This is a genomic window from Parafrigoribacterium soli (assembly GCF_040227235.1).
Classification (GTDB): domain Bacteria; phylum Actinomycetota; class Actinomycetes; order Actinomycetales; family Microbacteriaceae; genus Parafrigoribacterium_A; species Parafrigoribacterium_A soli.
Map to the genome: position 1 here is coordinate 640,405 of NZ_JBELNZ010000003.1, position 7,543 is coordinate 647,947.

7 protein-coding genes are annotated in these 7,543 nt (G+C 66.9%); 3 read left to right on the plus strand and 4 right to left on the minus strand.

Annotation, left to right across the window (positions count from 1 at the left end; all coding sequences use genetic code 11):
* Window positions 1–57: 57 nt before the first annotated feature.
* Window positions 58–2,409, minus strand: a complete 2,352-nt coding sequence (purL, locus tag ABUA37_RS11340; RefSeq protein ID WP_349899302.1) for a phosphoribosylformylglycinamidine synthase subunit PurL — start codon at window positions 2,407–2,409, stop codon at window positions 58–60.
* A 162-nt stretch (window positions 2,410–2,571) separates the two neighbouring features.
* Here purL and ABUA37_RS11345 point away from each other — a divergent pair, with 162 nt between their 5' ends.
* The gene (locus ABUA37_RS11345) at window positions 2,572–3,651 is read left to right on the plus strand and encodes a mechanosensitive ion channel family protein (RefSeq protein WP_349899303.1); all 1,080 of its coding nucleotides are present in this window, start codon (window positions 2,572–2,574) and stop codon (window positions 3,649–3,651) included.
* Here the strand turns inward: ABUA37_RS11345 and ABUA37_RS11350 are convergent.
* The 3 genes from ABUA37_RS11350 to purS form a co-directional block, all read right to left on the minus strand.
* Complete coding sequence (locus ABUA37_RS11350; protein WP_349899304.1) at window positions 3,632–4,126, minus strand: DUF3817 domain-containing protein; 495 nt, start codon at window positions 4,124–4,126, stop codon at window positions 3,632–3,634. The genes ABUA37_RS11345 and ABUA37_RS11350 overlap by 20 nt on opposite strands.
* 75 nt (window positions 4,127–4,201) lie before the next feature.
* Window positions 4,202–4,897, minus strand: coding sequence for a phosphoribosylformylglycinamidine synthase subunit PurQ (gene purQ, locus ABUA37_RS11355; protein ID WP_349899305.1), 696 nt, complete (start codon window positions 4,895–4,897; stop codon window positions 4,202–4,204).
* Window positions 4,897–5,172, minus strand: a complete 276-nt coding sequence (purS, locus tag ABUA37_RS11360; protein ID WP_349899306.1) for a phosphoribosylformylglycinamidine synthase subunit PurS — start codon at window positions 5,170–5,172, stop codon at window positions 4,897–4,899. The genes purQ and purS overlap by 1 nt, the downstream gene beginning before the upstream one ends.
* A 143-nt stretch (window positions 5,173–5,315) precedes the next feature.
* Here purS and ABUA37_RS11365 point away from each other — a divergent pair, with 143 nt between their 5' ends.
* Window positions 5,316–5,930 (plus strand): PadR family transcriptional regulator, encoded by a 615-nt coding sequence (locus tag ABUA37_RS11365; protein ID WP_349899307.1) that lies wholly within the window; start codon window positions 5,316–5,318, stop codon window positions 5,928–5,930.
* Window positions 5,917–7,443 (plus strand): DHA2 family efflux MFS transporter permease subunit, encoded by a 1,527-nt coding sequence (locus ABUA37_RS11370; protein ID WP_349899308.1) that lies wholly within the window; start codon window positions 5,917–5,919, stop codon window positions 7,441–7,443. Before ABUA37_RS11365 ends, ABUA37_RS11370 begins: the two co-directional genes overlap by 14 nt.
* The last annotated feature ends 100 nt before the right edge of the window (window positions 7,444–7,543 follow it).

Genomic DNA, 7,543 nt, shown 5'->3' on the forward strand with positions numbered 1-7,543 from the left:
GCTGTCACGAACGTGAGGCTGTTGCTCGTGGGGGTTTCGACGGGCTCAACCTGCGGATCAGGCGCCGACGACGGGACCGAAGTGCTGCGGCAGGGTGCCCTGGTGCGCGCGGCGCAGCTCCTCGACGGGGATAGTGAAGTAGTCCTGCAACTCGAGGGCTCCCGTGCCGGCTTCGGCCGAGGCATCCGTCACGCCGATGCGCAGCACCGGGTAGCCGCGGCCCTCGCACAGGCCGACGAACTTCACGTCGTCCTCACGCGGCACGCTCACGATCACCCGCCCGGTGGACTCGCTGAACAGTGCGGTCGTCGCGTCCACGCCGTCGCGCTGCATGATCTCGGTGATCCACACGCGAGCGCCGACGCCGAAGCGCAGAACCGCCTCGGCGAGGGCCTGAATGAGGCCGCCGTCGCTGAGGTCGTGCGCGGAGGCGAGGATGCTCTGGCTGCCACCCGCGCTGATGAGTGCCGCGAGCGCGGCCTCGGCCTTGAAGTCGACGAGCGGCGGATGTCCGCCCAGGTGATCGTGGACCACCCCGGCCCACGCGGAGCCGTCCAGTTCCTCGCGAGTGATGCCGAGCAGGTAGATGTTGTTGCCCTCGTCTTGCCAGCCGCTCGGGATGCGCGCCGCGACATCCTGGATCACGCCGAGCACGGCGGCCACCGGAGTCGGGTGAATCGGCTGGTCACCGGTCTGGTTGTAGAAGCTGACGTTGCCGCCGGTGACGGGGATCTCGAGCTCGAGGCATCCGTCTGACATGCCCTCGACGGCCTCGCTGAACTGCCACATCACCTCGGGGTTCTCGGGCGAGCCGAAGTTGAGGCAGTCCGAAACGGCGACCGGGGTCGCGCCCGTGACGGCGACGTTTCGGTAGGCCTCGGCGAGGGCGAGCTTCGCTCCCTGGCGTGGGTCGAGCTGGCAGTAGCGTCCGTTGGCATCCGACGCGATCGCGAAGCCGAGTCCGCTCTCCTCGTCGACGCGGATCATGCCGCCGTCATCCGGAAAACTCAGCGCCGTGTTGCCGCCGACGTAGCGGTCGTACTGGTTGGTCACCCAGTCCTTGGAGGCGAGGTTGGCGCTGCCGAGCAGCGCGAGAGCCTGCTCGCGCAGTTCCTCCGGCGTGGTCGCCCTCGGCAGCCTGGACGCCGAATCCGCCTGCAGCGCGTCGATCCAGCTCGGGTAGGCAACGGGTCGGTCGTACACGGGCCCGTCAACCGCGACCGTGCGCGGCTCGACGTTGACGATCTCCTCGCCGTGCCAGTTGATGACCAGCCGACCGGTGTCGGTGACCTCGCCCAAAACGCTCGTCTCGACATCCCATTTGGCGGTGACCGCGAGGAAGCCCTCGAGCTTCTCGGGAGTCACGACCGCCATCATGCGCTCCTGGCTCTCCGACATGAGGATCTCCTCGGCGGTGAGCGACGGGTCGCGCAGCAGCACCCGGTCGAGCTCGATGAACATGCCGCCGTCGCCGTTCGAGGCGAGCTCCGAGGTGGCGCAACTGATGCCCGCGGCCCCCAGGTCCTGGATGCCCTCCACCAGTTCGCCCGCGAACAGCTCCAGGCAGCACTCGATGAGCACCTTCTCGGCGAAGGGGTCGCCCACCTGCACGGCCGGGCGCTTGGTCGGGCCACCCTCGCTGAAGGTATCCGAGGCCAGAATGGATGCTCCGCCGATGCCGTCGCCACCGGTGCGAGCCCCGAACAGCACGACCTTGTTGCCCACGCCCCGGGCGTTCGCGAGGTGCAGGTCTTCGTGGCGCAGCACCCCGACCGAGAGCGCGTTGACGAGCGGGTTGCCCTGATACACCGGGTCGAACCAGGTCTCGCCGCCGATGTTCGGCAGGCCGAGGCAGTTGCCGTAGAAGGAGATTCCCGAGACGACGCCGTGCACCACGCGGGCGGTGTCCGGGTCGTCGATCGCCCCGAAGCGCAGCTGGTCCATCACCGCGACCGGGCGGGCGCCCATCGAGATGATGTCGCGGACGATGCCGCCGACGCCGGTCGCCGCCCCCTGGAACGGCTCGATGAAGGAGGGGTGGTTGTGCGACTCGACCTTGAAGGTGACCGCCCAACCCTCGCCGACATCCACGACACCGGCGTTCTCGCCCATGCCCACCATGAGGTTCTTGCGCATCTTCTCGGTGGTCTTCGTGCCGAACTGGCGCAGGTACTTCTTGGAGCTCTTGTAGGAGCAGTGCTCGCTCCACATGACCGAGTACATGGCGAGTTCACCGCTCGTGGGGCGGCGGCCGAGGATCTCGCGGATGCTCAGGTATTCGCTCTCGGTGAGACCGAGTGCGGCGTAGGGCTGCTCGCGCTCGGGGGTGGCGGTGGCGTTCGCGACAGTGTCGGCAACAGACGTGTCGGCAGCAGAAGTGGTGGTCGAAGAAGAGGGTGACAGACTCACGTGGCGATGGCTCCTGGTTCGAGGGCGTGCCGGGATATGCCGATTCTACCGGTGCGGTACGGGTCGACTTCGTCGCGGGCCGACCGCGAGCGGTCTCGCGACATTGGGCGCATCCGGGTCAACTCCCTAGGCTGGTCTGATTGCCTTCGAGGGGAGAATCGCATGATCGAGTGGACCGACTGGCTGGGCACACTGGTCGCGCTGGCGATCGCGGCGGTCGTGGTCGCGCTCGTGGCGGTGGTGCTGTGGGCGCTTGCCGCGAGCACAGCGCAGCGCGCGCCGACCGTGCACGCTCTCATCCTGAAGCTGCGTCCCCGAACCCTCGTGCTCGTGCTCCTCATCGCACTCTGGATCGCGGCGAACCTCACCGCTCCGGCCGAATTCCCGTGGTGGCTGGCGCTGTCTCGTGTCTTCTTCATCGCGATCATTCTCGTGGGCGCATGGCTCGTGGCGGGGCTCGCCTCGTTCGGCTTCGGACGGGTGCTCGGCCGCGAGGCGGTCGTCACCGCCACGCTCCCCGAGATTCGACGGATGCGCACCCAACTGCTCGTTCTCCGTCGCCTCACCACGGTGCTCATCAGCATCGTCGCCGTGGGAGTCGTGCTCTTCTCCTTCCCCGAGGTGCGCGCCGTCGGCACCAGCGTGCTCGCCTCCGCCGGCATCGTGTCGATCATCGCCGGTCTCGCCGCACAGTCGACCCTCGGCAATCTGATCGCGGGGATCCAGCTCGTCTTCAGCAACGCCATCCGCGTGGACGACGTCGTCGTGATCGAGGGCAACTGGGGCAAGATCGGCGAGATCACGCTGTCGTATGTCGTGGTGAACGTCTGGGACGAGCGCAGGCTCGTGCTGCCGTGCACCTACTTCACGACGCAGCCGTTCGAGAGCTGGACGAGGAACAGCGCGCTCATCATGGGCACGGTCTTCTTCGACGTCGACTGGCGCTTCCCGATCGAGGAGGCGCGCACGAAGTTCATGGAGATCCTGCAGGGCTCAGACTCGTGGGACGGCCGCTCGGCGAGCATGGTCGTCGTCGACGCGATCGGCGGGCACCTCAGCGTGCGCTGCACCGTCTCTGCCGAGGACTCGGGCGCGCTGTGGAACCTGCGCTGTCTGGTGCGTGAGCAGTTGGTCACCTGGCTGCGGGAGGAGCATCCGGATGCGTTGCCGGTGACGCGCGTGCTGCTGCCCGAGGCCGCAGCGGACCGTGACGGCGAAAGGGTCAGCGACCCCACTCGGTAGGTGGTCCGAGGCTGACCAGCACCGTGAACACCACGGCGATGGCAACGACGAGGATCACGCCGAGGATGAGCGGGTGGTTCAGGAACCAGCGCATGAGTCGGTCGATCCAAGTCCTGTCGCGCGGGTCATCCGTTGCCTCAAGGCGCCACTCGCCCTCGAGCATGCCCGTGCGCTCGAGCCAGCGGTCGAACGGGATGGTGGCGTACGGCACGATTGCGGTCGCAACCGCGAGCACGATCTGTCCGACCCTCCAGCGCTGGTTGAGGCCGACGAGCGCCGCGGTGACGGCGTAGCTGAGGAAGACGAATCCGTGGATGGAGCCGCCGATCACCAGGGGAAGGCCGCCGACGGGCGTGAGGTACTTCAGCAGCATCCCGGCGATCAGAAGGGTCCAGGTCACCGCCTCGGCAATGGACACAGCACGGTAGAAGGAGCGTGGGGTCACGCGACTGGGCGCGCTCAAAGTTGTGGTCACGATCCCAGCCTGTCAGCGCGTGGAACACCCGGCATCCGTCAAAAGTTTGAACGCCGCGAGGCAGTCAGCGAGCGATCAGACGGCGGCGAGTGCGCGAACGGCGCTCGTGAAGAACGCGAGGCCGTCTATGCCGCTGCGCATGGCATCCGCGGTGTCTGGGCCGAAGCCGGGCTCGGTCGCGTGCTCCGGATGCGGCATCAGGCCGACGACGTTGCCTCGCGCATTCGAGACTCCCGCGATGTCGTTCATCGAGCCGTTCGGATTCACGCCGACGTAGCGGAAGACGACCTGGCCCTCGCCCTCGAGGCGTGCGAGCTCCTCGGTCGAGGCGATGAAGCCGCCCTCGCCGTTCTTGAGCGGGATGATGATCTCGGCGCCGGTCTCGAACTCGTTCGTCCAGGCGGTTGACGCGTTCTCGACGCGCAGCACCTGGTCGCGGCAGATGAAGGTGCCGTGGTCGTTGCGCACGAGGCCGCCTGGCAGGAGGTGCGCCTCGGTGAGCATCTGGAAGCCGTTGCAGATGCCGAGCACGGGCACACCGGCGTTTGCGGCGGCAATGACCTCACTCATGATCGGCGAGTGCGCGGCGATCGCCCCACAGCGGAGGTAGTCGCCGTAGCTGAAGCCGCCGGGAAGCACGATGGCGTCGACGCCGCCGAGGTCGTGATCGCCGTGCCAGAGCGCGACTGGCTCGGCGCCGGCGAGGCTCACGGCGCGTTGCGCGTCGCGGTCGTCGAGCGAGCCGGGGAAGGTGATGACGCCGATGCGCATCAGGCGACGACCGCGGCGTCGACCGGGGACCCGTCGACCGAGATGGCGACGACATCCTCGATCACGGAGTTGGAGAACATCTCGTCGGCGAGCGTGCGCACCTCGGCGAGCACCGCATCCGTCACGGGCCCGTCAACCGTCACCTCGAACCGCTTGCCGATGCGCACGCCCGTGAAACCGGTCTTGCCGAGCCGGGCGAGGGCGCCGGCCACGGCCTTGCCCTGCGGGTCGAGCAGTTCGGCCTTGGGCATGACCTCGACGACGATTGTGGGCATCAACAACTCCAAAGAGTTCGTCAGGGGGTGGATGCCGCCCAGTCTACCGGAGCACATATTGCGGCGGCGCGCAGTCGGAATCGCGTATAGTCCTCTTGGACTATTTCGGTCGGACCAACCAACCGAGGGCGAGAGGAACGGATGTGGGCAGTCGCGAAGCAACAGCGCTCGGCATCGCCACGCTCGCCCTGCTCGCCGAGCGTCCGATGCATCCGTATGAGATGTACCAGACCTTCGTGCAGCGCCGTCAGGATCGGGTGGTCAAGCTGCGTCGCGGCTCGCTCTATCACTGCGTCTATTGGCTTGAGGATCACGGCATGGTGCGGTCGGGCGCGACCGAGCGGGAGGGCAATAGACCCGAGCGCACCGTCTACGAGATCACGGCGGGCGGCCGGGAGAAGCTGACGCAGCAGGTGGCGCGCATGCTGGCAACGCCAGTGAACGAGTACCCGGCGTTCCCGCTCGCCATCGGCGAGGCTCACAACCTCCCGCTCGACATCGTCATCGAGCTGCTCGACACTCGGCTCGGCCTGGTGAAGGGTCAGCTTGCCGAATCCGAAGACGCCGTGAGTCACCTCGAAACGCGGGAACTCGACCGCCGCTACTGGCTCGACGTCTCGTACACGCGCGCCATTCAGGCTGCGGAAGTGAGCTGGCTGGAACAGCTCCTGGCAGACCTTCGAACCAATGTCATCCCGTGGCCGGAAAATGGTCAGCCGAAGCACACTAAAGCTAAGGAACACAATGCAGACGCATAGCGAGGCCGTCGCCAAACCGTGGCCGGCTCTGTGGGCACTCGTGCTCGGATTCTTCATGATCCTGATCGACACGACCATCGTGTCGGTCGCCAACCCGTCGATCATGGACGGGCTCAAGACCGACATCAACTCGGTGATCTGGGTGACGAGCGCCTACCTGCTCGCCTACGCCGTTCCGCTGCTCATCACCGGGCGGCTCGGTGACCGCTTCGGCCCCAAGAACCTCTACCTGCTGGGCCTCGTCCTGTTCACGGGCGCCTCCGCGTGGTGCGGCTTCTCGGGAGACATCTCCATCCTCATCGCGGCGCGCGTGGTGCAGGGCTTCGGTGCTGCGCTCATGACCCCGCAGACGATGGCGGTGATCACTCGCATCTTCCCGCCCGAGCGTCGCGGCGCGGCCATGGGTCTGTGGGGTGCAACCGCAGGCGTTGCCACCCTCGTCGGCCCGATCCTCGGCGGCGTGCTCGTCGATGGATTCGGATGGGAGTGGATTTTCTTCATCAACGTTCCAGTCGGCATCATCGCGTTCGTGCTGGCCTGGCGGCTCGTGCCGAAGCTCACCACCCACCAGCACCGGTTTGACATCATCGGCGTCGTGCTCAGTGCGATCGGGATGTTCCTCCTCGTCTTCGGCCTGCAGGAGGGCGAGAGCTACAACTGGGGAACCATCGTCGGCCCGATCAGCGTGTGGAGTCTCATCATCGGCGGCCTCGTCGTGCTGGCGATCTTCGTGGTGTGGCAGGCGTTCAACAGGGGCGAGCCGCTCCTGCCGCTCGGCCTGTTCCGCGACCGCAACTTCTCGCTCGCCAACGCGGCAATCACCACTGTCGGTTTCACGATCACCTGCATGTCGCTGCCGCTCGTGTTCTTCTTCCAGACGGTGCGCGGCCTGACGCCGACGGAGTCCGCGCTCATGCTCGTGCCGATGGCTCTGCTCTCCGGCGCGCTCGCACCGTTCGTCGGTCGACTCATCGACCGCATCAACCCGCGCAACATCGCAGTGGTCGGCATGCTGCTGCTCGCGGCGTCGCTGTTCTGGTATTCGAGCCTGCTCTCGCCCGACATCGCGATCGGCTGGCTGCTGCTGCCGAGTGCGGTCATGGGCCTTGCCAACGCGGGCATGTGGGCGCCGATCTCCACCACAGCCACCCGCAACCTCAGACCGAAGGATGCCGGGGCCGGCTCCGGGGTCTACAACACCACCAGGCAGATCGGCGCCGTGCTCGGCAGTGCGTCCATCGCGGTGCTGATGCAGGCACGCCTCACGGCAGATCTGCCGAAGGCCCCGGGCGGCTCGAAAGGTGGAAGCGAGTTCGGTGCGATCGGTGCGCTGCCGGAGTTCCTGCACGCCGGCTTCACTCAGGCCATGCAGGAGTCGCTACTGCTGCCCGCGAGCGTCGCCATCCTCGGCGCCATCCTGGTGTTCTTCTTCGCGAAGCCCGGCAAGGTCACCGGCTGGAACCGGCCCGTGACGGGCACGGTGCCAGCGGTCGAGCCCGCGGACATCGGCTAGTTGTACTCGGTCAGCAGGTTGGTGGCACTTTTCGGGTCGTGAGATAGCGAAGACCTCCTAGGTTGTGAGTAATCACACACCACGTTCTAGGAGGTCTCCT